Here is a 24045-nt window from a genome sequence, read left to right as displayed (position 1 = left end):
CGACACCCGCGCCTAGAGCGCGGCGGTGAGGACCGAGGCGGCCCGCAGGCGGTCCATGGTGATCTCCCGGCCCAGCAGTTCCAGCGACTCGTACAGCGGCGGGCTGATGTGCGATCCGGTCACCGCGACCCGCACCGGCGCGAAGGCTTTGCGCGGTTTGAGCCCCAGATCGTCCACCAGTGCCGTTTTCAGCACATCCTCGAGCCGGGGCGCGGTCCACTCGGAAAGGCCCTCCAGCGCCGCGATGGCGGCCTGCAACACCGGCGCCGCATCCGGTCCGAGATTCTTTTCCGCCGCCGCCGGATCCACCGTGAACTCGGTTTCCGGGCGGAACAGGAACTTCAGCAGGTCCCAGGCATCGGCCAGCACCACGATACGGGTCTGCACCAACTCCGCCGCGGCGGCGAAAACCTTCTCGTCCACCTCCGCGCCGATGTGCCCGTGCTCGGTGAGGTACTCGCGCAGCCGCCGGGTGAAATCACCCGGATCCAGCAAACGAATGTGCTCGGCGTTGAGAGCGTCCGCCTTCTTCTGGTCGAAGCGGGCGGGATTCGAATTCACTTTCGATATGTCGAAGGCCTCGACCATCTCGGCCATCGAGAAGACGTCGTGGTCGTCGGCGAGGCTCCAGCCGAGCAAAGCCAGGTAATTCAGCAAACCCTCAGGGATGAATCCCCGGTCGCGATGCAGGAACAGATTCGACTCGGGATCGCGCTTGGACAACTTCTTGTTGCCCTGCCCCATCACGAACGGCAGGTGACCGAACTGCGGGGTGAACTCGGAAACGCCGATCCGCTGCAACGCCTCGTGCAACGCGATCTGCCGCGGCGTGGACGACAACAGATCCTCGCCACGCAACACGTGGGTGATCCGCATCATCGCGTCGTCGACCGGATTGACCAGCGTGTACAGCGGATCACCGGTGCCGCGGGTGAGCGCGTAGTCGGGCACCACCCCGGCCTTGAAGGTGGTCTCGCCGCGCACCAGATCGCGCCAGGTGATGTCGCGATCGGGCATCCGCAACCGGATCACCACCGGCCGCCCCTCGGCCTTGTACGCGGCCACCCGCTCCGCGGACAACTCGCGATCGAAGTTGTCGTAGCCGAGTTTCGGGTCGCGACCGGCGGCCCGATGCCGGGCCTCGACTTCCTCTGGTGTGGAGAAGGATTCGTAGGCCTCCCCCGCCTCGAGCAAGCGCCGCACCACATCCCGGTGGATGTCACGGCGCAGCGACTGCCGGTACGGGCCGAACGAGCCGCCGATCTCCGGCCCCTCGTCCCAGGTGAGGCCGAGCCAGCGCAGCGCGTCCAGCAGGGCGCGGTACGACTCCTCCGAATCCCGTGCGGCATCGGTGTCTTCGATGCGGAAGACGAACGCGCCGCCGAAGTGGCGGGCGAACGCCCAGTTGAACAGCGCCGTCCGGATCAGACCGACATGCGGGGTGCCGGTCGGTGACGGACAGAAGCGAACTCTGACGTCGGTCATGTCTGCCCTCCTCGATCAGCGTTTGGCGGCAACGGGATTGGTCAGGGTACCGATACCCTCGACCGTCACGGAAACGGTTTGCCCATCTTTCATCGGTCCTACACCTTCCGGGGTGCCGGTGAGGATCACGTCACCGGGAAGCAACGTCATGACCGCGGATATCCATTCGATCTGCTTCGGAATGTCGTGCAGCAGAAGGGACGTCCGGCTGCGCTGGCGGACCTCGCCGTCGAGTTCGGTGACGAGTTCGAGATCCGAGGGATCCAGGTCGGTTTCGATCCACGGGCCGAGCGGGCAGAAGGTGTCGTGGCCCTTGCCACGGGTCCACTGCCCGTCGTGCCGCTGCTGGTCACGGGCGGTGACGTCGTTGGCGACGGTGTACCCGAGGATCACGTCCTGGGCGCGCTGCGCCGGCACGTCCCGGCACGGGCGGCCGATCACCACGGCCAGCTCGCCTTCGTAGTCCACCTGAGACGAACTGGGCGGCAACAGGATCGGCGAGTTCGGGTTGTTGATCGAAGTACTCGGCTTGATGAAGATCACCGGATCCGCCGGCGCCTCCCCACCCATCTCGCGGGCGTGCGCGGCGTAGTTCTTGCCGATGCAGACCACCTTGCTGGCCAGGATCGGCGCGAGCAACCGGACGTCCGCCAGCGGCCAGCTGCGACCGGTGAACGTGGGTGTGCCGAACGGGTGATCGGCGATTTCACGGGCGATCGTCTGGGCATCGGATCCCTCGATGCTGACGAACGCGAGCCCATCCGGGCTGGCTACACGACCTAGACGCATGGCTCGCAGTCTATCCACCTGCCCTGATACGCCGGACCACCCGGTCTGCGGCGGTACCGCGCGTCGCCGGATCGGGCGAGGGGATATCGGTTGCGCCGGGGGTGTACGGTTGGCCTCGTGTTCAAGGAGTAAGACTTGAATCCCAATATATGAGATGCAGAGGTGAGCAGATGACCGCCGTGACCACGATCAGCGTGACCCGCCGGTGGAGCATGCTCGGCCTCGGCGTGTTCGCACAGGGTTCCAGCGCCGTGATCGTCAACGGCACCCCGTTCCTGTTGCCCGCCTTGACCGATCGCGGAATGCCTTTGGCCACAGCGGGTCTGCTGGTCTCCATGCCGACCGTGGGCCTGGTGTGCACCCTGATCGCCTGGGGCTACGTGGTGGACCGGTTCGGCGAACGCGCCGCGCTGGTGGCCGGGCCCGCGCTGACCTGCGCCGCCGGCGCCGGAGCGGCGGCGTCCATGGCGGCGTACCCGGCCGGGCACACCGTCCCGGGGTCGGGCTATGTCCTGCTGGGCGCGCTGCTGTTCCTGGCCGGACTGGGCGCGGGCAGCACCAACGGGGCCAGCGGCCGGGTGATCGTGGGCTGGTTCCCCGCCGATCAGCGTGGCCTGGCGATGGGGATCCGGCAGACCGCGCAGCCGCTGGGGGTGGCCGTCGGCGCTCTGACGATCCCGGCCGTCGCTGCGGCACACGGGTTTTCCGCCGCGATCCTGATCCCCGCGACGATGGCCGGGGTGGCGGCGATCGGCTGCCTGCTCGGCATCGCCGACCCGCCGCGGCCCGCGCCCGCCGACGACGCCCGCCCCGCCAATCCCTATCGCGGCGACGGCACGTTGTGGCGCATCCACCTGGTGTCGGTGCTGCTGGTGATCCCGCAGTCCACGGTGTGGACCTTCGCGCTGCTGTGGCTGCACCGCGACGCGCACCTGTCCCTGACCGCGGCGGGCGCCGTGGTCACCGGCACCCAGCTGCTGGGCGCCGCGGGCCGCATCGGCGCGGGCGCCTGGTCGGACCGGGTGGGCAGCCGGCTGCGGCCGTTGCGCACGGTGGCCGTCGCGGCGGTGTTCTCGATGGCGGGCCTGGCCCTGACCGCCTGGCTGCACTGGTGGTGGCTCGCGCTGCCCATCCTGGCGGTGGCATCGGTGATCACGGTGGCGGACAACGGTTTGGCCTTCACCGCCGTCGCCGAGATCGCCGGACCCTATTGGAGCGGACGCGGTCTGGGCATCCAGAACACCGGCCAGAACCTGGCCGCCGCGGCCATCGCCCCGGTGTTCGGCGCCCTGATCACCGCGGCGGGCTTCCCGTCGGCCTACCTGGCCGCCGCCCTCCTGGCGGCCGCCGCCGTCCCGCTGGTGCCGCGGGACCGCTCCCGCGTCCCCGCGGCGGCCTGACCCGCCGACCGTCACACGCCCGCTCGCGCAGCCGTATTCGAGCGGGGGTGTGGCCGGCTCCGCGCCCGCCGCGAGGCACCGGCTAACGCCGAGCGAGCGCCCCCGGCGGATGCCACGAGTTCGCTGGGCCCCGAAAATCTCTTTCCGGGACACCCGGATCGCAGCCCCGGAACCGGGTGCGCCCGGACGAGAACGTCACCCCGGCGCAACAAATCCGAGATCCGATCGATTCAGATGCCCACGAGTAGAGGAGAACTCGGTGCGCGGCAGCCGGCCGATCGATCACCCGGATCGACGGTGGCGTCCGAACCATGTTGGTATCGACCACATCCGGCACCCGGGGCACGAGCTCCCCGGCCGCCCGGCACCCGGGGAAGTTTCGGTACCCAAACGGTTGGAGCTACAAACATATTCTCGCATACCGGATGCCCTCGGATGCATTGCCCCCCTTGCTCATCCCGCACCCGGGCTTCGATCGTCAACCGAACCGGTGATACCTCGCGAGCATGACAAAGCGGCATACACGGAGTACGAAACCTACTCGGAGATAAGGATTTCTACGCCCGGCAGATGCCGGGGCGGCGGGCGGATCAGAACTCGGCGAGTACTGCGGGATCGAAGTTCACCCGAAAGGTCTTGTCCGCCTCGATATCTGCGATGAACTCGTTACCCTCGGACACGACCGGCAGCCAATGGTAGGTCGGACCGTCCAGGACGGCCCGATGGACCCGGACCGCGGGATGCGGCTCGACCATCCAGTACTGCGGGATACCGAGTGCTGCATATTCACGGACCTTGCGCACCCGGTCCGTACGCTCACTACCGCTGCCGGGCGAGATCACCTCGACGACGAGCAGGATCTCGGTGCCGGGGATGAGCCCCGGCGATGCGTCCACGATCGACGCCCGTGCCACCTCGCTGGGCACTACGAACACATCCGGCTTGCGCACCCCGGCCGGCGTGCTCACTTCCCACTCCCCGCCATCCAGCACGACCATCGGGCGACCCGCCGCTGCCGCCTCGATGATCCGGGCCAGCCTCCGCCCGATCCAATGGTGTCGAGCCCCCGCCGCCACCTCGATCAACCACCCGTCCTCGAGCTCGAACCCCTTGCCGTCCTCCGGCATCTCGTGCAGATCCAGCACAGTGTAGGGGCCGAATCCTGCGGTGGAGGTTGCCTGCTCCGCCGTCATAGCGCCTCCGATGTCGTGCTGTCGATCACCCGTCACACGTCGCGAACGGTACACGGCCCGACGTGTATCCACCGATGCTATCCGAGCAGGTCAGCGGCCCGTCACCGCGCGCGCCGCCAGGCCTGTGGACGGACCGTGAACGCCGCACGGTACGGTTCCTGCGCGTTTCGTGGTTCTTGCTCTGCCGTCGATCGGTACACCCGAGTAGGAGGGCGATGTCGAAGTTCACGCGTTCGGTCCTCGCGGCCCTGGCGGTCGCGATTCCCTTGTTCGGTCCGGCCCCGGCGCATGCCGACGAGCCGACGTTGATCATGCTCGGCAACCGCGACGAGCAGCACCCGCACGATCACCGCCGGGCCGGGTGATCTCGTGCGGGTGCTGCTCGTCGGCGGGCACGACGCGCAGGGGTCCTGGGTATGGGACACACCGGTTTCGGCGGATCCGGCGGTGTTGCGGCACAGCGGCGGGCGAGGGCCGCGGGCGGGCGCGGCGGAGTCGATCTTCACCGTGGTCGGGCCGGGGCGCGGCACGCTGGTCAGTGCCCGCACCTGTGCCCCGGATCCGGGGACGGACTGCCCGGATCCGGTGCCGTGGCAGGTCACCATCGTCGCGGAATGAGCGGCCGGAGTCCCGGCGTCACCCGCGCATGAGCGAAAGGCCCTGCACCCGAACGATTGTCGAGTGCAGGGCCCGGAGCGCCGATCAGACGGCGGCGGCGATCCGATCGCCGATCGCCACCGTGGAGGCGGCGCCGGAGCGCGTGGCCAGATCCTTCGCGACCGCGGATTCGATGCGGGCGGCCGCCTCGGTCGCGCCGAGATGGTTCAGCAGCAGCGAGACCGACAGGATCGCCGCGGTCGGGTCGGCCTTCGACCGACCCGCGATATCCGGCGCGCTGCCGTGCACCGGTTCGAACATGCTCGGGTTGACGCCCGAGGCGTCGATGTTGCCCGAGGCGGCCAGGCCGATCCCACCGGAGACGGCCGCGGCGAGGTCGGTGATGATGTCGCCGAACAGGTTGTCGGTGACGATCACGTCGAATCGGCCCGGATCGTTCACCATGTGGATGGTCGCGGCGTCGATGTGCTGATACGCGACCTGCACATCCGGATATTCGGTACCGACCTGTTCGACGGTCCGCAGCCACAGCGAGCCGGCGAAGGTGAGCACGTTGGTCTTGTGCACCAGGGTCAGATGCCGCCGCCGCGCCTGCGCCTTGTCGAACGCGTACCGCACGACCCGCTCGACACCGAAGCGCGTGTTGGTGCTGACCTCGGTGGCCACCTCGTGCGGGGTCTCCACGCGGATGGCGCCGCCGGTGCCCGTGTAGGGGCCCTCGGTGCCCTCACGCACGACGACGAAGTCGATGTCGGGGTCGCCGCGCAGCGGGCTGGTCACGCCGGGGTACAGCTTCGACGGCCGCAGGTTCACGTGATGGTCGAGCGCGAACCGGGTGCGCAGCAGCAGACCGCGCTCCAGCACGCCGCTGGGCACCGACGGATCGCCGATCGCGCCGAGCAGGATCGCGTCGTGCTGCCGCAGCTCCGGCAGCACCGAATCGGGCAGGATCTCGCCGGTCGCGTGGTACCGCTTGGCGCCGAGGTCGTACTCGGTCTTCGTCACACCGGGCACGACCACGTCGAGCACCTTGAGGGCCTCGCCGATGACCTCGGGACCGATACCGTCACCAGCGATGACAGCCAGCTTCATAGACCATTGCTCCATTCGTTCGTACGGCTCGGACCCACACCGCGTCATCCGCCGGAATCCGCCACCGGGCGGCCGCCGCGCACGCGGCCGGACCGCCGCCGTGCGGACTCGACCGGCTCACCGCCATCGCGGCGGTAGGTGCGCACCTGGGCCCGGTGCTTCTCAACGCACCCTATCCGGTCCGGCGCCGGGTGCCGCCACCAGGGCGAATCGCTCCCGCATACCGAGATGCCGTCGAATCCCGATGCGACTCGGCTGTTTCGGACGGCGACCCGACCCGAGTTCCGGCACCGGCGGCCGCACAGTCGGCAGGCGACAGGACCGATTGCGGCGCACGGCATCCGACCGTGCGTCACGTACGGCTCAGCATTCGAACCATGCCCCGTGGCACGGCACTCAGACCGCGTGCCGGATACGGCTCCGCATTCGGGCCATGCCCCGTGTGCGGCACGGCATCCGGGGCAGGCGCCGCGTGCGGCACGGCATCCGGGGCAGGCGCCGCGTGCGGCACGGCATCCGGGGCAGGCGCCGCGTGCGGCACGGCATCCGGGGCAGGCGCCGCGTGCGGCATGGCATCCGGGCCGGGCCCCGCGTGCGGCACGGCATCCGGGGCAGGCGCCGCGTGCGGCACGGCATCCGGGCCGGGCCCCGCGTGCGGCACGGCATCCGGGCCGGGCACCGTGTGCGGCACGGCATCCGGGCCGGGCCCCGTGTGCGGCACGGCATCCGGGCCGGGCCCCGCGTGCGGCACGGCATCCGGGCCGGGCCCCGCGTGCGGCACGGCATCCGGGCCGGGCCCCGCGTGCGGCACGGCATCCGGGCCGGGCCCCGCGTGCGGCACGGCATCCGGGCCGGGCACCGCGGACAGCTCAGCTCGGGTCGTACAGCTCAGCTCAGGTCGACCTGGGCGACCCGGGCGGCGCCGACGACCTCGGCGATCGCGGCCCGCACCTCGGCCGGGACCGGCTCGGCGACGCGGAGCACGACGGTGGCGCCCTCCTTGTCGACGTCCTGGGTCAGCTGCGCGGCCAGGATGTCGATGCCGGCCTCACCCAGCTTGGTGCCGATCTTGCCGAGCGCACCCGGGCGGTCGTCGTAGTTGAGGATGGCCAGATTCAGGCCCTCTGCCCGCAGATCGTAGTTGCGGCCGTTGATGTTCACGATCTTCTGCACCTGCTCGGGCTCGGTCAGCGCACCGGCCACGTTCAGGGTGCGGCCGTCGCCGAACACGGCGCGCAGATCGACCAGGCTGCGGTGGCTCGGGCTCTCCGACACCGAGGTGACGGTGGCCTCGATGCCGCGCTCCTTGGCCATCGCCGGCGCGTTGACGAAGGTGACCTGATCCTCGACCAACGCCGAGAAGATCCCACGCAGCGCCGAGAGTTCCAGCACCGCAACATCTTCCGAGGACAGCTCGCCGCGCACCTGAACCTCGACACTGACCGGCAGCTCCTCGGACAGCCCGCCCAGCAGCACGCCCTGCTTGCGCACGATCTCCAGCCACGGGGCGACCTCTTCGCCGACCGCGCCGCCGGTCACGTTCACCGCGCCCGGCACGAACTCGCCGGCCAGCGCCAGCAGCACCGACCGCGCGACATCGGTGCCCGCGCGGTCCTGCGCCTCGGAGGTCGACGCGCCCAGATGCGGGGTGACCACGACCTCCGGCAGCTCGAACAGCGGGCTGTCGGTGCACGGCTCGGTCTCGAACACGTCGATGCCGGCGGCCCGCACGTGACCGGACCGGATCGAATCGGCCAGGGCGGCCTCGTCGATCAGGCCACCGCGCGCGGCGTTGACGATGATCACACCCGGCTTGGTCAGCGCCAGCTTCTCCGCGGACAGCAGGCCCTTGGTCTCCGGGGTCTTCGGCAGGTGCACCGAGATGAGGTCGGCGCGCTGCAGCAACTCGTCCAGCGACAGCAGCTCGATGCCGAGCTGGGCCGCGCGGGCCGGCGACACGTACGGGTCGTACGCGACGATCTTGGTCTCGAACGCGGCCAGGCGGGCGGCGAACAGCTGGCCGATGCGGCCGAGGCCGATCACGCCGACGGTCTTGCCGAAGATCTCGACACCGTTGAACTTGCTGCGCTTCCAGGTGTGCTCGCGCAGGGTGGCGTCGGCCGCCGGGATCTGCCGCGCGGCGGCCAGCAGCAGCGAGACCGCGTGCTCCGCGGCGGTGTGGATGTTCGAGGTGGGGGCGTTGACGACCATGACGCCGCGCTCGGTGGCCGCGGGCACGTCGACGTTGTCGAGGCCGACTCCGGCGCGCGCGACGATCTTCAGCTTCCGGCCCGCCTCCAGCACCTCGGCATCGACCGTGGTCGCCGACCGCACCAGCAGCGCGTCGGCCTCCGGCACGGCGGCCAGCAGCTCGGGACGATTCGGGCCGTCGACCCAGCGAACCTCGACTCCGTCACCGAGCGCATCGACGGTCGACTGGGCGAGCTTGTCGGCGATCAGAACAACAGGACGGCCATTCTGGCTCACTGTGGGGCACTCCTGGGAAGAGGGGATCGGCAGTTACCGCCGCCCAGCTTAGTGGGCGAGCTCGAGCCGATCGGCTCCACCCGTCAGCCGCACCCCTTTCGCGAAGAATTCGCAGGCCGGAGCCCTCAATCAGATTCGGCATCGCACCCCTTGCCGACTTTCGCACCCCATGGACCCGGTTCGGCGCGCGCCCTCCAAGGCCGTGACATCGACCACCCGGGTCCCGCACCATCGTCCTCTGTACCCGCACGGCGGACACCGACATACCCGCACGGCGGACACCGGCCGGCGTAGTGGCACCGGCCGCCCGGACGTCGGTCACCCGGCCGGACGCCACCTATCGGCAGCCATGGCCCGACCGCACGGCCTGTGCGGCCTCGCGGCGGTGTCGGCGGCGCGATCGTTGCGTGGCTACCGCACGTGAAGCGAACCGCCCGCCTCCGACCGGCAAGCCGCCCGGGACAGCGAACGATCACGCGCCGCAGACGATTTCGTGCCGCGCGGGGAACATCGCGGTGAACGCGTGAACCCATGACGTCGGGCCCGTGCCGGTGGCGCGAAACCTTCGCGAACAGCGGCATTCTGCCTGGATACGGCCGGTTTCCGCGGGCATTTTCGAAGTATGCCCCTCGACCGGCGCACCTTCTCGGCACTGCTGGCCTCCGGACTCACGGCCGTCTTCGCCGACGCCGTACTGCCGAACGCGAGGGCGGTGACCGGCGATCCGGCGCCGGACGCCGCCCATCCCGAACCGATCCACAGGGATGCGATGAACAAGGTCGCGGTGATCGGCATCGACGGCTGCCTGTACACCGAACTGCTCGCCGCGGTCACCCCGAATCTGCGACGTCTCGCGGCCGAGGGCACGTTGAGCCGCTATTCGCTCGCCCCGCACACGACGATCTCGTGCCCGTCCTGGTCGGCGGCCCTGACCGGCTACTGGGACACCCGCACCGGCATCTGCGACAACGACGGTACCTGCCGCCCCGAGGTCTTCGCGACCTACCCGACCGTCTTCCACCGCGTCAAAACCGCTGCACCGCAACGTAAGACGGCGTCCATCGCGACGTGGGACACGATCAGCACGATCGCCCGCAGCGGCGAACCGCACGCCGATCTGATCGTCACCGCCGGCGCCAATCGGTACGGCACATACGGCTGCGAGGCCGACGTCGACACCGAGACCGCGGCGGCCACGGTGGCCGCGATCACCGCCGGCACCGACCTGGTGTTCACCCACTTCGATCAGGTCGACATCGCCGGTCACACCCTGCGCGCGGCCAACCCGCAGGCGTACCGGGACGCGATCAGCCGGGTCGACGTCCTGGTCGGCGGCATCGTCGACGCGGTCGACGCACGCGCCCGTGACCACGGCGAGCACTGGACGATCCTGGTCACCACCGATCACGGCCACAAACCGGAAGGCGGCCACGGCGGCCAGACCGCTTACGAGACAGCCAGTTTCGTGATCGCGCGCGGACCGGACTTCGCGGCGGGCCGCCGGTACAACGGCTACTCGCTGGTCGACCTGACCCCGACCGTACTGGACCTGTTCGGCCTGCCACCGGCCCCCGAACTGGACGGAAAGTCGTTGCGCGCCGGAGGTTCCGGCGATCCCTCCCAGCCGATCCCGAATACTCCGGTCATCGGCCGGGTCGCCGATCCGGCCCGTCTCGCAGCCCTGCCGGTCCCCGCCGACACCGGCTGCATCATCGGTACAGCGTGACCGCCGACCCGAAGGCCCGCGAGTTTCCCGATTCCCTTGCGGCCCATGACCGGTCGCTGCCGCTCGGCGGCGGTCATACCGTGACCGTTGTCGCGCACGATGATCTCGTACGGCGGTTCCTCGGCCACCCGGACAGTTTCCGGCGAGGGTCACACCCCACGGCAGGATCACCTCGACCACGGTCGGGTCGGCGTCGTAGGAGTTGGCGATGAGTTCCATGATTCGGATCTCCGCCCCGATCGGGCAGCCGCCGCTCAGCTACCGCTGAGCGCCATCCTCGTCCGTGGCGTTGACCAGGGCCTGAACAGTGGCCCACCAGCCCGTCACAACCCGGTCCCGGCGCCGGGCGTACATCTCGAATCGGTTACCGACCGGTCCGGACAACGCAGCGGGCCCCGCGCCGAATGGCGCGGGGCCCGCTGACAAAGTCGTGGGACCGCCTGTCAGGCGATCACGCGGACGCCCTGGGCCTGCGGGCCCTTCTGGCCCTGCCCGATCTCGAACTCCACACGCTGTCCCTCATCGAGGGAGCGGAAGCCCGAGCCCGCCACGGCCGAATAGTGCACGAACACATCCGGGCCGCCGTTTTCCTGAGCGATGAAGCCGAAGCCCTTCTCGCTGTTGAACCACTTCACTACGCCTTGCGCCATTTCATACCTTCTGTAGACGAGCTCGGCCGACCAACCTTCCGGGCGACCCAGTCTCGATGTACCCAGAATGCCACGGGAGAGACCACATCCGCCACAAGTCCCCTCCACAGTGGTGGTTGCCGCGGGGCTGCGGTGTACCCATTACCGCTTCCACCAGGCACTCGTTATCATATCGTGATTGCCATCACGCCGACCTGTGAGAATTCTCCGAGAAGGCTGTGCGCGGCACGCGGTAAAAGGTCCACCGGAGAAGCGACGGGCCCCGGACGGCATCCGCCCGGGGCCCGTGCACGGTCGCGTCAAGCGACCATCGTGCGAGCTCAGTGCCCGAAAGAGCCCGTCGAGAGGGTGTTGACCAGGCCACCGAAGGCCGCACCCAGGGTGTTGAACACTCCGTTCACGGCGGCGCTTCCGGTGTCGATGATAACGGGAATCATGAAATACCTTTCGATCGTGCTACCCAGTCGAACTGGCTGGCACCCGGTGTATCTCGGCGCGATAAATTCACGTTAACCAGAATTGCGGAGAAGTGACCCACGCGACAAAATTGCGCGGGTTGTGTGATGCGACACACTATAGACCGGGCATAACGAACACATCGACAGCCTCGGGGCCCGCCTTGGCCCGCCGGACCTCGAACCGCACCCGCTGCCCGGCCACCAGCGAACGGAACCCCTCCCCGACGACCGCGTTGTACTCGACGAAGACGTCCGGTCCGCCGTCGTCCGCGGCGATGAACCCGAAACCCTTCTTGCTGTCGAACCACTTGACCGTGCCGTGTGCCATTCGCCCTTGCCTTCGCCGTCAGCGATAACGCCGCTGTGCCCGTTTTCCGGCCTCGTAATCGTCCCGGCCGGAGAGATGTTCGGGCACGCCGACCTCCCACCAGGAGCCGGTGTCGGTCCAGGTCGCCGGTTGGGTGCGGACCACCACCACCGCGGGCCGGGATCCGGTGCGGGCGGCCACCCGTGCCTGCGCGTACGCCTCGTGGAATCCGACCAGCTCGTCGGCGGTGAATACGGCGCAACCGAGCGAATGCGCGTGCGCGGCGAAATCCACCCGCGGCGGCACGGGATGATTGGTACGGCAGTCGGCGTAGAAGTTGTTGAACGGCACGCCGCCCTGCCCCTCCTGCAACCGCGCGATCACCGCGTACCCGCCGTTGTCACAGACCACCGCGACCATCGGATGCCCGGCGAAGGCCGCGGAGAACAGTTCCGAGTTCGACATCAGATACGAGCCGTCGCCGAGCATCGTGGTGACCAGCCCCCGGCGATGCGCGATCGCCGCACCCCAGGCGCCGGCGATCTCGTATCCCATACACGAGAAACCGTATTCGACGTCCATGGTCGGCTCGCCCCCGGTGGCGCGCCAGCCGCCGACCACCTCGCCGGGCAGGCCGCCGGCCGCGGTGATCACGTAGTCACCGGAACCGCTGAGATCGTTGACGGCGCCGACGATCTGGGCGTAACTGGGCAGCCCCGCCGCCGGCGCCCGCAACTTGTCGACGTACCCGTCCCATTCCGCGCGCAGCTCGGCCGCGCGGTCGGTCCACTGCCGATCGGCCTCCCAGCCGTCGAGCAGTCCCGGCAGATCCTGCAGCGCCGCATCGGCATCCGCGACCACGGCCAGCGAACCGTGCTTCACCGCGTCGAATCCGGCCGCGTTGATACTGATCAACCGGGCCTCGGGCGCGAACACCGTCCACGACGCGGTCGTGAAGTCCTGCAACCGGGTTCCCACCGCGAGCACCAGATCCGCCTCGGCGGCAAGGGTGTTCGCCGACCTCGATCCGGTGATGCCCAGCGGCCCGGCGTACAGCGGATGATCGTGCGGCACCAGGGTGCGCCCGGCGGTGGTCTCGGTGATCGGAATGCCGTGCCACTGTGCGAATTCCAGCGCCCGCGGCCCGGCTCCGGAGTAGCGCACACCGCCGCCGAGCACCAGCAGCGGCCGATCGGACGCCCGCAGTGCGGCCGCCGCCATGGCGAGCCGGGTGCGATCGGGGCGCGGCCGCGCGACGGTGTGCACGACCGGCTCGAACAGCGATTCCGGGAAGTCGAAGACCTCCGCCTGCACATCCTGCGGCAGGGCCAGCGTCACCGGTCCGGCGTCGGCGGGATCGGTGAGCACCCGCGCCACCTGCGGTAGCGCCGCGAGCAGCTGCTCGGGCCGGGTGATCCGGTCGAAATAGCGGCTGACGGGACGGAACGCGTCGTTGACGGTGGCGGTGCCGTCACCGAAGTGCTCCACCTGTTGCAGCACCGGGTCCGGCGCCCGGCCGACGAACGTGTCGCCCGGAAGCAGCAGCAGCGGAAGCCGATTCGCGTGCGCCACCCCGGCGGCGGTGACCATGTTCAGCGCGCCGGGCCCGATCGAGGAGGTGGCCACCCCCACCTGCCGGCGATGCGCCGCCTTCGCCAGCCCGACCGCCGCCAGCGCCATGCCCTGCTCGGTGTGCCCGCGCCACACCGGGATCAGATCGCTGCGCTCCTGCAGCGCGGTACCCAGCCCCAGCACGTTGCCGTGCCCGAAGATCGCGAAAACCGCTGGGAACAGCGGGACCTCACGTCCGTCCAGGGTTTCGGAGTGCTGCGCGATCAGCCAGGCCACCAGCGCTTGCGCAGTTGTCAGTTCCATCTCGATCGCCCCTCGTGCTCCGTAACGGGTTCCGTGAAATCGACAGTGGGGTGGGTGTTCACCGCACCCGGCCGGCGTGACCGGTGACCGGACAACGCGGGTCGGCCGCGAGGCCGTCCCAGCTGCCTCGCACCCAGCCGTGGGCGGGATCGTCGCAGAAGGCCATCGAGCGCTGCGGCGCCGGACCGGCCAGCACGTTCAGGTAGTACATCGGATATCCGGGCGCCGCGACGCAGGGACCGTGGTAGCCGCGCGGGATCAGGAAGACGTCGCCGTCGCGGACCGCGACGTTCTCGTCCAGCGACCCGTCGGCGGTGTAGGTGCGGTGCAGGCCGAAACCCGTTGGCGAGGGCGTGATCCCGTCGGGCCCGGCGATCCGGAAGTAGTAGATCTCCTCGTTGACCACCTCGCACTCGGTCGCCCGATCGTGCTTGTGCGGTGGATACGACGACCAGTTGCCGTCCGGGGTGATCAGTTCGCAGGCGTTGAGTTTGTCGGCGTGCTCCCACACCCCGGGCACCCCGAAGTTGGTGACCTGCCGGGTGGCCCGGCCCGCACCGCGCACCTCCACCGGAACCTGTTCGGCGGGACCGTATCTCGGCTCGAGCCGGCGCGCACACCGCGCCATCGGTAGGGCGATCTCGGCATCGGCCGCGGTGGTGAGCGCCACCTCCGCGTCGCGCGGCACGTACGCGAAATCCGTCACGCGCGTGAACACCGAATCGCGCCCGGCCAATTCGAACACCTGCCCGTCCACCCGTACCGCGCAACCACCGGCCAGCGGCAGCACGAACGCCTCGTGCTCCCCAGTGTGCACGATACGTTGCTGCCCGGCTGCCAATCGCAGCACACGCAACCCGGTATAGGTCCATCCGGCCCGTTCCGGCGTCAACAGCACCGGATCGCCGCCGTCGGCCAGGGTTCCGGCCGGTCGATGCAACGAACTCATATCGGCCTCGCCTCCCTGCTGCGATCACGGTGGGCCCAAACCCGTTGCGGCCTGGACATTTCGGAACCCGCTCGCGGCGGTCCGGGCCGCCGCCACGGGGCCCGCCGCCACTGCGGATTCCGCCCGCGAGCGTACCCGGCGCACCGGTCCTCCGCCGCCGGGCGGGAACGGCAGCCCCGGCGTTGCCACGTCCCCGATCCGATCGCCACAATCCTCACGCCCCCAGCAGCCTCGCCGCCGCGGTGACGGCTCCCGCGACGTCGCCGTCCGGCGGATACAGCAGACTGCGGCCGACGACGAGTCCGCGCACCACATCGTGACCGAGCGCCCCGCCCCACGCGGCCAGATCGACCGCCGGATCACCGGAGGGCGCGCCACCGAGCAGCAGCACCGGCAGTGTGGTCGCGTCGAGAACCGAGATGTCCTCCGGCGCCGGTATTTTCAGCCAGGTGTGCGCGCTGGTGACCCCCAGCCCGGACGCGACGGTGACGGCGCGCTGCAAGGCGGCCGAATCCTTGTGCATCACCAGCGATCCCGCGTGGTCGCGACGGTACGGCAGCGGCTCCACCATCGCCATGAGCCCGTGCGCGGCCAGCTCCGACACCGCCCGGGCACAGGCGTGCAACGTCGGAATGGTCCGAGCGTCCGAATCCACCAGCCGCAGCAGCATTTTGCCGCCGTCGAGCCGGAATCGCACCAGCGATTCGGCGTCGTAGCCGGTGAACCGATCGTCGATCTCCCAGTCCGCACCCGCCAGCCCGCCACGGTTCATCGAGCCGATCACGATTCTGTCGTCCAGCGCCCCGAGCAACAACAGTTCCTCGACCACATCCGGCGAACCGAGCACCCCGTCCACCGCCGGATTGTCGAGCGCGATCAGCAAGCGCTCCAGCAATGTTCGCCGATCCGCCATCGCCGTGCGATCCGCGCCGACTCCCAGCGCACCGCGCGCGGGATGATCCGCGGCGAGCAGGAACAGGGTGCCCCGCCCGGACAACAGCCGCGAACGCCGCCGCCGATCCGTGTACGCCCGCCGCACCGCCTCCGGCTCCTCCACCCGCACCCGCAGCAACTCCCGCCACCGCTCGTCGGTCAGGTACACCACACCTCCTCGGCTCGACCGAATTGTTCTCCTGCACATCGACTCACACCGCATCCCGGTGCGGCCCGGGCCGCCCGTTCCGTACCGGCGTCCCGGGCATCTCCGGAGCGCCCGTTCCGTGCCGGCCGACCCGGGCGTCTCCGGACCGCCATTCCGTACCGGCCGACCCGAGCGTCTCCGAACCACCCGCTCCTTGCGGCCGACCCGAGCGTCTCCGAACCACCCGCTCCGTACCGGCCGACCCGAGCATCTCCGAACCACCCGTTCCTTGCTGGCCGACCCGAGCATCTCCGGACCACCCGCTCCGTACCGGCCGACCCGAGCATCTCCGAACCACCCGCTCCTTGCGGCCGACCCGGGCATCGTGTCGCTGCGCCACGCCGAATCCGGGCCGTCCAGGTATGCGCTGCTGCGGCATCGGCCGGCGCTGCTCAGCTGCCGGACCTTCGCCCAGCCCGGGTCGGCGCGATTTTCGCAACATACCGTCGTCACACCGGCAACGAGCAGTCGGCTGCCGTACCCGGCGACCGGCCGGGGCGGTCCCACCGGCGGCCCGATCACAGTCGGTCCACTCGTCGGCCGGAGTTGCCGATCTCGGCATCGCCATGGAGAGCGGCCCGGAAGACTCGACCGCCGATCGCACCCGCGGCCCGATCACAGCGAGGACAGCCCGCCCGCCCGACTGCTGCGTCGAGCCGCTCACTCGCACAGCAGGTTCTCGATCTCGGCGGTGGTGGGCATGGCGTCGGCGCAGGCCAGTCGCGAAGCGACCAGTGCCCCGGCCGCATTCGCGTAGATGGCGATGCGGTGCGGATCCCAGCCGGCGAGCAGCCCGTGGATCAGCGCACCACCGAAGCCGTCCCCGGCGCCGAGTCCGCACACCACCTCGACCCGGCACGGCGGCACCGTCCAGCGTTCCGATTCGGTGGCGACCAGGACGCCGTCCGCGCCGCGCTTCACCACCGCCAGTTGTATCCCGCGCGCGAGCAGCCGGTCGGCGGCGGCGTCCGGATCGGCGGTGCCGACGGCCACCTGCATCTCGGTCCGGTTGCCGACCACGACGGTCACATGGTCGATCATCGCCCCGATCTCCCGCCCGGCGGTCCCGACATCCGGCCAGAACATCGGCCGATAGTCGATATCGAGCACGGTGTGGGTGCGCCGCGCACGGCGACGCAACACCTCGTGCTGGGTGCCGCGCGCCGGTTCGGCGCTGACACCGGTGCCGGTGACCCACAGCAGCGGCACGTCGTCCACCACCTCCCACGGCACATCCGCCGGGGTGAGGGTGAGATCGGGGGCGATCGGCGCGCGATAGAACAACAGCGGCGGATCGGCCGGCGGATTCAGTTCGCAGAACACCACGGGGGTCTGCAGATTCGGCGCGGTCGCCACATGGTCGGGCGAAACCCCGAACTCCCGCAACGCGATTCGCACATAGTCGCCGAACCCGTCGGGCCCGACCTTCGTCAGCACCGCGGTCCGCCGCCCGAGCCGCGCGGCGGCGACGGCGACGTTGGTGGCGGTGCCGCCCAGCGATTTGGCGAAGGTCCGCACCTCCGCCAGCCGCACCCCGCTCTGCTCCGGGTACAGATCAACCCCGACCCGCCCGATGGTCAAAGCCTCCGGCAACCCACCGAATCCGCCGGGCGAAGTGCCGAATCCGCCGGGCGTCCCATCGGCGCCCGGAATCCCGCCAGGTCCGCTCACGGCCGCACCACCCGCTGCAATTCATGTTGCAGCGCTTCGAGTTCCGCTCCGCCGGCCATCTGCCGGGTCAGCTCGTTTACGTCGATCTCGGACTTCCGGTAGGACCCCGTCACCGTCCCGCGCTCGAGCAGCACGAACCGATCACCAACCGGATACGCGTGATGCGGGTTGTGCGTGATGAGTATGACCCCCAGCCCCCGGTCGCGCGCCTGCACAACGTAGCGCAACACCACCCCGGCCTGTTTCACCCCCAGCGCCGCGGTCGGTTCGTCCAGGATCAGCACCTTCGCCCCATAGTGGACCGCCCGGGCGACCGCCACGCACTGCCGCTGGCCCCCGGACAGCGTGCCCACCGGCTGTTCCAGATCGTCGAGCTCGATCCCCATGTCCGACAACGCGTTCCGTGTGGTGCGCAGCGCCCGCGCGCGGTCGAGCAGCCGGATCGGCCCGATCCCCCGGGTCGGCTCGGCGCCGAGCACGAAGTTGCGCCACACGCTCATCAGCGGTACCACCGCCAGATCTTGGTATACCGTGGCGATCCCGCGGTCCAGCGCCTCGCGCGGCGAGGCGAACCGCACCGCCTCGCCGCCGACCCGCAGTTCGCCGGTGTCGTGCCGGTGCACCCCCGCGAGGATCTTGATCAGCGTCGACTTCCCCGCGCCGTTGTCACCGAGCACGCAAGTGACCTCACCGGGTTCGACCACCATCGACACGTCCCGCAGCGCCACCACGCCGCCGTAACTCTTTCCGACACCGATCGTTTCGATCAGCGGGCTCATCGGCGCACCCTTTCGGCTCGCTTCGCGAAGGCGTTGTTCACCAGCACCGCCGCCAGCAGCAGCACGCCGAGGAACAGCATGAACCAGTCGTTGTTCCAGCGCGCGAACACGATTCCCTGCCGCGCCATCCCGAAGATCAGCGCGCCGAGCGACGCCCCGATCACCGAACCGAACCCGCCGGTGAGCAGACAGCCACCGACCACCGCCGCGATGATGTACTGGAACTCCAGTCCCACACCCTGATTCGCCTGGACACCGGCGAATCGCAGGACGTTCATCGACCCGACGATCCACGCCGCGCCCGCCGTGGTCATGAACAACAGGATCTTCGTCCACACCGCCGGCACGCCGACCGCCCGCGCGGACGGCAACGATCCGCCCACGGCGAAGGTCCAGTTGCCGAACCGGGTGCGCAGCAACACGACCGCCGCGATCGCGGTCAGCCCGAGCCACCACAGCACCGAGGACTGGTACCGGGTGCCGCCGATGTCCACGGTGGACGCGAATACCGAACCGGCCGAGGAATATCCGGCCGCGGACCGCATCCCGGAGACCTGCACGGTGCCGGTGATCTGCCGCGTCACCCCGAGATTGATCCCTTGCAGCGCAAGGAAGGTCCCGAGCGTGACGATGAAACTCGGCAGCCCCGTGCGCATCACGAGCCAGCCGTTGAGCGCGCCGACCGCCAGCGCGAACAGCAGCGACACCCCCAGCGCGGGCCACACGTTCCAGCCCCAGCGCGTCGCGAGCAGCGCGGTGACCAGCGCGGTGGACGCGGTCATCACGCCGGCCGACAGATCGAACTCGCCGCCGATCATCAGCAGTGCCACCGCGACCGCCATGATCCCCAGCGTGGACGCGTCGTCGAGCCAGGTGGCGACACCGAGCGCACTGAGGAATCTGCCGGTGGTCAGCGAGAAGAACGCGAAGACCAGCAGCGCCCCGAGCGCGGCGCCGATCTCCGGCCGCACCAGCAGCCGATACGGCAGGCCACGCGGCGGCGGTGTCGCTGTGCCGCCCGGCGGCGGTGTCGCTGTGCCGCCTCCCGGCGGTGTCTCGGCGTCGGCCATGGTCGCCGGCTTCCCGCGCCTCAGCGGGTGCCCTGGCCGATGAGTGTGGCGATGGCGTCGACGTTGCTCTTGTCCACGAACGCCGGCCCGGTCTGGATCGGGGTGCCGCCGCCGACGGTGTTGGCGTTCGACTTGTACAGCCGCAGCAGCACGATCGGCAGATACCCCTGCTCGTACTGCTGCTGATCGATCGCGAACAGCAGCGTGCCCGCCCGCAGCGCGTCGACCACGTCACTGTTGAGGTCGAAGGTGGCGACCGCGGCCTTGGAATGCGCCTCCCCGGCCCCCGCCACCGCCCGCGCGGCGATCTGCGAGTTCAGCGTGAGCACGGCGTCGATCGCCGGATCGGACTCGAGCGCGCCCTTGATCCGGGCCTGCGCGTCGGTCGGATTGTTGATGTCGACCTGAAGCGTGGTGGTGACGCCGAAGCCGGTGGTCGCCCCCGCGCAGCGCTGCGCGGCGCCGATGTTGCCCGCCTCGTGGATCACGCAGAGCAGCTTGGTCTTTCCGGCCGCCTTCAGCCGCTTGCCGGCCTGCTGCCCGGCCAGCTCCTCGCTCTGCCCGATATGCCCGATCGCACCGAGCGCGACGCTGGCCGATTCGCCGGAGTTGATGGTGACCACGGGGATTCCGGCGGTCACGGCGTTGCGCACCGACGTCTGCAATGCCTGCGGATTGGCCATCGACACCACCAGCCCGTCGACGTGCTGGGCCACCGCGTTGTCGATGAGCTTGGCCTGTTGGGCGGGATCGCCGGAAGCCTGATAGTCGACGTGCACGCCGAGATCCTTGCCCGCGGTCTCGGCGCCGTTCTTCACCACGTTCCAGAACGCGTCGCCGGCGCTGCCGTGGGTGACCACGGCGACATTGCGCAGCGCGCCCGCGGCCGTCGGCGCCGGGGACGGAGTCCCGGTCTGCGCCGTGGGAGTCTCGGAGGCGGGTCCGCTGCACGCCGCCAGCATCGCGGCGACGGCGATCCAGGGGACGAGGCGCCGCGCGGAGCGCAGTGGCGTGCGATGTCCCGCGCGACGCGGTGGCACGAGACGTCGCAGGCGGCGCGGTGTCGACTTCGTTGTCATGATTTTCCTGCTCTCCTAGCGATATTCCAGTGGCCGGAGGCCACGGTGCCGCCGATCCGGCGACAGATATCGCAGGCTGCGCTCGGCGTCACGACTCGGACCGGACGCGGTGTCGCCGGGCGACAGCGTCGTGTCCTGTTCGATCACGTACCAGCCGCGGTATCCGGCGGCCTCGGTGGCCGCCACGATGGCGGCGATGTCGACATCGCCCGCGCCCAGCGGGGGATACAGGCCGCGCCGCACTGCCCGGCTGTATTCGATTCGGCCGCAGCGGATCTCGTCGGCGAGGTCGCGCCGCACATCCTTGAGGTGCAGGTGTCCGATGCGATCGGCCCAGCGCCGGGCCAGCGCGACCGGATCGGCGCCGCCGACGAGCAGATGCCCGGTGTCGAGGCACAGATCGACATCGCTGCCGGCCAGGAAGCGCTCGACCTCGGCGGCGGTCTCCACGTGGGTGCCGACGTGCGGATGCAGGACCACGCGCAATCCGTGCACCCCGGCCAGATCGCGGACCGCCGCGGCGGCGTCGAGCAGGGACCGCCAGCCCGCGGCGTCGAGCGGGACGCGGGAGTCGTAACCGGGCGTACCGGTGGCGGCGGCCAGGACCAGCACCTCGGCGCCCGCGGCGGCGTACAGCGCGGCGGTGCGGCCCGCGATGTCCAGCACCCGGTCACGATCGTCGTGCAGCGGCAACGCCAGAAATCCGCCGACCGCGGTGAGGCCGTACCGGGCCAGCATGGCCCGCCGCGCGCCCGGATCCTCGGGCAGATATCCGGGCGGCCCGAACTCGGTGGCCGTGAAACCCAGCGCCGACATCTCGGCCAGCACGGTGTGCGCGTCGAGTACGTGGCCCCAGCCGGGGACCTCGCACACTCCCCAGGAGATCGGCGCGGCGGCGATGCGGAGCGGATGCGGCGGTTCGATCATCGGAATCTCCGGCCTGTCGATGCCAACTGACATATCCCCGTCGTTGGAGCGCTCCAACTATGTAACCTGGATCACGCCGGTGTCAAGGGTCGGCGCGGCCGCGACAATCCGGTTCTCACCTGCGAAAACAGCTTCCCACCTGGTGGAATTCGGAAAACCGATTTGCGCGCTTCGCCCGATTGGAGCGCTCTATTGAGCGGCTTGCCGACGGCCGGTAGCGTGACCGCCGACGGCACCGCAGCACAGGAGAGGTCATCCCGATGACGCGACCGACGATGGAGGACGTGGCCACTCGCGCCGGCGTCTCCCGCGCGCTGGTCTCGCTCGTCATGCGCGGATCGCCGAAGGTCAGCGACCATCGCCGCCGCGCGGTGCTGACCGCCGCCGCGGAACTCGGCTACCAGCCGCACGCCATGGCCCGCTCACTGGCCAGCCGGACCTCCAGCATCGTCGGCGTCCTGGTCTCCGACCTGCACAACACGTTCTTCGCCGACGTGGTCGAGGGCATGGACGCCGCCGCCGCGACGGCAGGACTGGAACTGATCCTCACCACCGGCCACCGCAATCCCGCCCGCGAACGCGACGCGCTGCACAGCCTGCTCGGCTTCCGGCCCGGCGGGACCATCCTGCTGTCGCCGGTCCTGCCCGCGGCGGCCATCCGGCAGGCCGCCGATCGCTGCCCGGTGGTGCTGGTGTCGCGCACGTCGAGCGCGCCGACCGTCGACACCGTCAACGACGACGGCGAATCCGGCGTCGCGCTGGCCGTGGAACACCTTGTCGCACTGGGACATCGGCGCATCGTGCACCTCGACGGCGGCGCCGCCCACACCGCGGCGCCGCGCCGCAAGGGCTATCTGGCGGCGATGCGCCGGCACGGCCTGGAGCCCATGGTGATCCCCAGCGAGCACACCGACGCGGCCGGCGGCGCCGCGGTGCGACGGCTGCTGAAGCTGTTCTCCCCCGGCGACTTTCCCACCGCGCTGGTGTGCGGCAACGACTTCAACGCGGTCGGGGCGATGTCGGCCCTGGAGGAGGCGGGACTGCTTGTCCCGCAGGATGTCTCGGTGGTCGGCTACGACAACTCGTCGCTGGCCGCGCTGCGGCACGTCGCGCTGACGACCGTCGACCAGCCGCGGCTGGAGATCGGCCGCCTCGCGGTCACCGCACTGGTCGAACGGCTGCGCGCCGAGCGCACCCGGCCGGTGCGGCACCGGGTGCCGCCCGCCCTGGTGGTCCGCGCCACCACGGCCGCACCGACCCGCTGAACCGTTGCACCGCAAGCCATTCGAGTCCGCCACGAACAGGAGCGCACATGACGATGAGGCTGGGTCTCGCCGGTACGGGCCGCATCGGCGCCGCGCACGCGCGGACGCTGCGGGATCTGCCGGGCGTCGGGGCGGTGGTGCTGACCGATGTCGACGGCGCGCGGGCCCGCGCCACCGCGGCCGAACTCGGCGTCGACGTCGCCCCCGATCTGGACGCCCTGCTCGCCGCCGGCATCGACGCCCTGGTGGTCACCAGCGCCACCGATTCGCATCCGGCCCTCATCGTCGCCGCGGTCGACCACGGTATCCCGGTGTTCTGCGAGAAACCGGTCGCCGCCGACATCGACGGGACGCTGGCGGTACTGCGGCACGTCGAGCGCGCACAGGTACCCGTGCAGGTCGGTTTCCAGCGTCGCTTCGACGCGGGCTATCGCGCGGCCCGCGCGGCGGTGCTCGCCGGGGAACTGGGCCGGGTGCATTCGCTGCGCGCCACCACGCTGGATCCCGCACCCCCGCCCGCAGACTATCTCCCCCGCTCCGGCGGCATCTTCCGGGACTGCGGCGTCCACGATTTCGACATCATCCGCTGGGTCACCGGCCGCGAGGTGACGGAGGTCTTCGCGACCGGCTCCGATCGCGGCGACCCGTCCTTCGCCGCCGCCGGGGACGTCGATACCGCCGCGGTCCTGCTGCGCCTCGACGACGACACGCTCGCGACGGTGTCCCTGGGCCGCTACAACGGTGGTGGTTACGACGTCCGCTTGGAGGTACTGGGTTCCCGCGCCAACGCGGTGGCCGGCCTCGACGACCGCACCCCGCTGCGCTCGGTGGAACCGGGTGGGGTGGCGCCGGACCGGCCCTGGCCCGGTTTCCTGGAGCGGTTCGCGGCCGCCTACACCACGGAGTTGCGCGCCTTCCTCGCCGTCGCGGCGGGCGAGCGCGCGAATCCGTGCGGGACCGCCGACGCGCTCGAGGCGTTCTACATCGCCGAGGCGTGCGAACGGTCCAGGCGCGAGCACCGCGTGGTATCGGTGGCCGAGGTGCGCCGCTGAACGGGCCGCTCCGGTGTCGAGGGCGGGCAGTC

General features: G+C 70.2%; 21 protein-coding genes. 6 read left to right on the top strand and 15 right to left on the bottom strand.

Annotation, left to right across the window (positions count from 1 at the left end; genetic code table 11):
* Positions 1–12 precede the first annotated feature (12 nt).
* Both gltX and NRB56_RS26195 read right to left on the bottom strand, forming a co-directional pair.
* A complete protein-coding gene (gene gltX, locus NRB56_RS26200; RefSeq protein WP_153346631.1) occupies positions 13–1485 on the bottom strand; it encodes a glutamate--tRNA ligase in 1473 nt (490 codons plus the stop codon).
* A 15-nt stretch (positions 1486–1500) separates the two neighbouring features.
* Complete coding sequence (locus NRB56_RS26195) at positions 1501–2274, bottom strand: fumarylacetoacetate hydrolase family protein (RefSeq protein WP_153346630.1); 774 nt, start codon at positions 2272–2274, stop codon at positions 1501–1503.
* Positions 2275–2444: 170 nt separating this feature from the next.
* Between NRB56_RS26195 and NRB56_RS26190 the strand changes: the two genes are divergently transcribed.
* A complete protein-coding gene (locus tag NRB56_RS26190; protein ID WP_153346628.1) occupies positions 2445–3674 on the top strand; it encodes an MFS transporter in 1230 nt (409 codons plus the stop codon).
* Positions 3675–4264: 590 nt separating this feature from the next.
* On the opposite strand, the gene NRB56_RS26185 is transcribed toward NRB56_RS26190, so the two are convergent.
* Entirely contained in the window at positions 4265–4867 is a 603-nt protein-coding gene (locus NRB56_RS26185) for a Uma2 family endonuclease (RefSeq protein WP_227838343.1), read from the bottom strand.
* Between the two features lie 215 nt (positions 4868–5082).
* On the opposite strand from NRB56_RS26185, the gene NRB56_RS26180 reads away from it, so the two are divergent.
* The gene (locus NRB56_RS26180) at positions 5083–5232 is read left to right on the top strand and encodes a hypothetical protein (protein ID WP_153346626.1); all 150 of its coding nucleotides are present in this window, start codon (positions 5083–5085) and stop codon (positions 5230–5232) included.
* 4 nt (positions 5233–5236) lie between these two features.
* Positions 5237–5485, top strand: a complete 249-nt coding sequence (locus NRB56_RS26175) for a hypothetical protein (protein ID WP_153346624.1) — start codon at positions 5237–5239, stop codon at positions 5483–5485.
* Positions 5486–5569: 84 nt separating this feature from the next.
* Here NRB56_RS26175 and NRB56_RS26170 read toward each other — a convergent pair whose 3' ends face one another.
* Together NRB56_RS26170 and serA are read right to left on the bottom strand one after the other, a co-directional pair.
* Positions 5570–6577, bottom strand: a complete 1008-nt coding sequence (locus NRB56_RS26170) for a 3-isopropylmalate dehydrogenase (protein WP_153346622.1) — start codon at positions 6575–6577, stop codon at positions 5570–5572.
* Between the two features lie 888 nt (positions 6578–7465).
* Complete coding sequence (serA, locus tag NRB56_RS26165; protein ID WP_319943540.1) at positions 7466–9064, bottom strand: phosphoglycerate dehydrogenase; 1599 nt, start codon at positions 9062–9064, stop codon at positions 7466–7468.
* A 622-nt stretch (positions 9065–9686) separates the two neighbouring features.
* Here serA and NRB56_RS26160 point away from each other — a divergent pair.
* Complete coding sequence (locus tag NRB56_RS26160) at positions 9687–10790, top strand: alkaline phosphatase family protein (RefSeq protein WP_153346618.1); 1104 nt, start codon at positions 9687–9689, stop codon at positions 10788–10790.
* Between the two features lie 443 nt (positions 10791–11233).
* Here the strand turns inward: NRB56_RS26160 and NRB56_RS26155 are convergent, their stop codons facing one another.
* The 10 genes from NRB56_RS26155 to NRB56_RS26110 all read right to left on the bottom strand — a co-directional run bounded on the left by NRB56_RS26155 (position 11234) and on the right by NRB56_RS26110 (position 21696).
* Entirely contained in the window at positions 11234–11440 is a 207-nt protein-coding gene (locus tag NRB56_RS26155; protein ID WP_019930076.1) for a cold-shock protein, read from the bottom strand.
* Between the two features lie 573 nt (positions 11441–12013).
* Entirely contained in the window at positions 12014–12226 is a 213-nt protein-coding gene (locus tag NRB56_RS26150; RefSeq protein ID WP_153346616.1) for a cold-shock protein, read from the bottom strand.
* Positions 12227–12244: 18 nt separating this feature from the next.
* Positions 12245–14080, bottom strand: coding sequence for a 3D-(3,5/4)-trihydroxycyclohexane-1,2-dione acylhydrolase (decyclizing) (iolD, locus tag NRB56_RS26145; RefSeq protein WP_153346614.1), 1836 nt, complete (start codon positions 14078–14080; stop codon positions 12245–12247).
* Between the two features lie 58 nt (positions 14081–14138).
* Positions 14139–15029 (bottom strand): 5-deoxy-glucuronate isomerase, encoded by an 891-nt coding sequence (gene iolB, locus NRB56_RS26140; protein WP_153346612.1) that lies wholly within the window; start codon positions 15027–15029, stop codon positions 14139–14141.
* Positions 15030–15243: 214 nt separating this feature from the next.
* Entirely contained in the window at positions 15244–16134 is an 891-nt protein-coding gene (locus NRB56_RS26135; RefSeq protein WP_319943539.1) for a Cgl0159 family (beta/alpha)8-fold protein, read from the bottom strand.
* A gap of 696 nt (positions 16135–16830) precedes the next feature.
* A complete protein-coding gene (gene iolC, locus NRB56_RS26130) occupies positions 16831–17763 on the bottom strand; it encodes a 5-dehydro-2-deoxygluconokinase (protein WP_153346811.1) in 933 nt (310 codons plus the stop codon).
* Positions 17764–17837: 74 nt separating this feature from the next.
* Positions 17838–18620 carry an ATP-binding cassette domain-containing protein gene (locus NRB56_RS26125; protein WP_153346608.1) on the bottom strand — a complete coding sequence of 261 codons (783 nt, stop codon included), beginning with the start codon at positions 18618–18620 and terminating at the stop codon, positions 17838–17840.
* Complete coding sequence (locus NRB56_RS26120) at positions 18617–19690, bottom strand: ABC transporter permease (RefSeq protein ID WP_227838342.1); 1074 nt, start codon at positions 19688–19690, stop codon at positions 18617–18619. Before NRB56_RS26120 ends, NRB56_RS26125 begins: the two co-directional genes overlap by 4 nt.
* A gap of 20 nt (positions 19691–19710) precedes the next feature.
* Positions 19711–20769 carry a sugar ABC transporter substrate-binding protein gene (locus tag NRB56_RS26115; RefSeq protein ID WP_227838341.1) on the bottom strand — a complete coding sequence of 353 codons (1059 nt, stop codon included), beginning with the start codon at positions 20767–20769 and terminating at the stop codon, positions 19711–19713.
* Between the two features lie 15 nt (positions 20770–20784).
* A complete protein-coding gene (locus NRB56_RS26110; protein WP_153346606.1) occupies positions 20785–21696 on the bottom strand; it encodes a sugar phosphate isomerase/epimerase family protein in 912 nt (303 codons plus the stop codon).
* A 260-nt stretch (positions 21697–21956) separates the two neighbouring features.
* Here NRB56_RS26110 and NRB56_RS26105 point away from each other — a divergent pair, with 260 nt between their 5' ends.
* Both NRB56_RS26105 and NRB56_RS26100 read left to right on the top strand, forming a co-directional pair.
* Positions 21957–22961 (top strand): LacI family DNA-binding transcriptional regulator, encoded by a 1005-nt coding sequence (locus NRB56_RS26105; RefSeq protein WP_153346604.1) that lies wholly within the window; start codon positions 21957–21959, stop codon positions 22959–22961.
* A 47-nt stretch (positions 22962–23008) separates the two neighbouring features.
* Positions 23009–24013: a Gfo/Idh/MocA family protein gene (locus NRB56_RS26100; RefSeq protein ID WP_227838340.1), complete on the top strand. Its 1005-nt coding sequence runs from the start codon at positions 23009–23011 to the stop codon at positions 24011–24013.
* Positions 24014–24045 lie beyond the last annotated feature (32 nt).

This window comes from Nocardia aurantia, assembly GCF_009604425.1.
Classification (GTDB): Bacteria; Actinomycetota; Actinomycetes; order Mycobacteriales; family Mycobacteriaceae; genus Nocardia; species Nocardia aurantia.
Note: the sequence above shows the minus strand (reverse complement) of the source record. Positions and strands in the feature narration are given on the sequence as shown.

Coding starts and splice junctions, on each gene's coding strand:
- NRB56_RS26190 (WP_153346628.1), top strand. CDS start 2,445: ATGACCGCCGTGACCACGATCAGCGTGACCCGCCGGTGGAGCATGCTC.
- NRB56_RS26125 (WP_153346608.1), bottom strand. CDS start 18,620: ATGAGCCCGCTGATCGAAACGATCGGTGTCGGAAAGAGTTACGGCGGC.
- gltX (WP_153346631.1), bottom strand. CDS start 1,485: ATGACCGACGTCAGAGTTCGCTTCTGTCCGTCACCGACCGGCACCCCG.
- NRB56_RS26180 (WP_153346626.1), top strand. CDS start 5,083: ATGTCGAAGTTCACGCGTTCGGTCCTCGCGGCCCTGGCGGTCGCGATT.
- NRB56_RS26150 (WP_153346616.1), bottom strand. CDS start 12,226: ATGGCACACGGCACGGTCAAGTGGTTCGACAGCAAGAAGGGTTTCGGG.
- NRB56_RS26100 (WP_227838340.1), top strand. CDS start 23,009: ATGACGATGAGGCTGGGTCTCGCCGGTACGGGCCGCATCGGCGCCGCG.
- NRB56_RS26115 (WP_227838341.1), bottom strand. CDS start 20,769: ATGACAACGAAGTCGACACCGCGCCGCCTGCGACGTCTCGTGCCACCG.
- NRB56_RS26155 (WP_019930076.1), bottom strand. CDS start 11,440: ATGGCGCAAGGCGTAGTGAAGTGGTTCAACAGCGAGAAGGGCTTCGGC.
- NRB56_RS26105 (WP_153346604.1), top strand. CDS start 21,957: ATGACGCGACCGACGATGGAGGACGTGGCCACTCGCGCCGGCGTCTCC.
- NRB56_RS26170 (WP_153346622.1), bottom strand. CDS start 6,577: ATGAAGCTGGCTGTCATCGCTGGTGACGGTATCGGTCCCGAGGTCATC.
- iolD (WP_153346614.1), bottom strand. CDS start 14,080: ATGGAACTGACAACTGCGCAAGCGCTGGTGGCCTGGCTGATCGCGCAG.
- iolB (WP_153346612.1), bottom strand. CDS start 15,029: ATGAGTTCGTTGCATCGACCGGCCGGAACCCTGGCCGACGGCGGCGAT.
- NRB56_RS26160 (WP_153346618.1), top strand. CDS start 9,687: ATGCCCCTCGACCGGCGCACCTTCTCGGCACTGCTGGCCTCCGGACTC.
- NRB56_RS26110 (WP_153346606.1), bottom strand. CDS start 21,696: ATGATCGAACCGCCGCATCCGCTCCGCATCGCCGCCGCGCCGATCTCC.
- NRB56_RS26195 (WP_153346630.1), bottom strand. CDS start 2,274: ATGCGTCTAGGTCGTGTAGCCAGCCCGGATGGGCTCGCGTTCGTCAGC.
- NRB56_RS26185 (WP_227838343.1), bottom strand. CDS start 4,867: ATGACGGCGGAGCAGGCAACCTCCACCGCAGGATTCGGCCCCTACACT.
- NRB56_RS26120 (WP_227838342.1), bottom strand. CDS start 19,690: ATGGCCGACGCCGAGACACCGCCGGGAGGCGGCACAGCGACACCGCCG.